This is a genomic window from Pedobacter sp. 05L430, from assembly GCF_056397585.1.
The window spans coordinates 1-1074 of record NZ_JBFTNT010000554.1; the positions used below are offsets into that span (position 1 = coordinate 1).

General features: G+C 37.2%; 2 protein-coding genes. Both read right to left on the reverse strand.

The features are described 5' to 3' along the window. The coding region (locus tag AC1DG9_RS27270) for a peptidase associated/transthyretin-like domain-containing protein (protein WP_477635719.1) at nt 1-678 on the reverse strand (678 nt) is incomplete at its 3' end. Between the two features lie 83 nt (nt 679-761). Next, nucleotides 762-1074, reverse strand: a 313-nt coding sequence (locus AC1DG9_RS27275; protein WP_477635720.1) for a helix-turn-helix domain-containing protein, incomplete at its 5' end; no start/stop codon positions are given.

A 1074-nucleotide genomic window follows, 5' to 3' on the forward strand; every position in this document is an offset into this window, starting at 1 on the left:
ATTTGTAACCGTTATCACATTAATAACTGATTTACCTTCCGCATCATATTTTGAAGAGGGATTTGCAATAATTTCAATCTTCCTGATCTGTGAAGAGGAAATAGAAGACAGCTGTTCGGTAGTTATTCGCCTTCCATTTAGGTAAATAACGGATTCTCCCTTCCCCCTAACAGACACTCCTTCTTCAGCAACGCTAACATTTGGGGATTTGGAAAGAATTTCAATTGCTGAAGTGCTTGTTGCTAAAATTGTATTGGCCACATTGACTTCAATTGTCCCGTTTGGTCTATTTCTAAATAAAGGAACTTGCCCAACCACCTCTACCCCTTTCAAAATCCTTTGGTTGATAAGCATAGGCACCTCCTTAAGATCTATAACCCGTTGAGCAGAACTGATCTGCAGAGGACCCTGATATTGCTTGTGATATTCCATGGAGGAAACCAACAGTATATAGATGCCATCTTGTATGTTTGTTAGCTGAAAAAATCCTGATGTATCTGCAAAAACACTTTTAATCATAGATGAATCTTTAGCCGAAAGTAAGGTCGCTACTGCAAACTCAACTCCTTTACGAGTATTCATGTCGACGGCGGTTCCCTTAATATTACCCAGCTGGGCATGAGTATTAATTCTGGCAAAAAAGATCAGGATAAATAGTATTATAAAAACTTTGGACATAGTGGTGTATTGGATACTTTTTTTCAAAAGTCCAAAACAATTCCCCGTTAGAAGTGCAGCAATCGGGAATCAGGAGTACGAATTTATAAATCCGTACTGTAGGCAATATTGTCTATCTGTATTTTTTGCTGATGATTAGCTGGGGTTGTGCCGGTAAGCTTTTTAAAAGTAGCAAAGAATGTGGATTTGGAATTAAACCCAACTTCGTAACCAACAGATTCTAACGTTAAGCGATTACTTGAAGCCATTATTTTGCAAGCCTCATTGATCCTAAATTCGTTAACATATGTAGTGAAATTTTTGCCCAGATTATCATTAAGGAGTTGAGATAATTGATGACTGGAAATATTAGTTTCTTTTGATTGCTCATTTAACTTAAGGTCCGGATTTTTATCC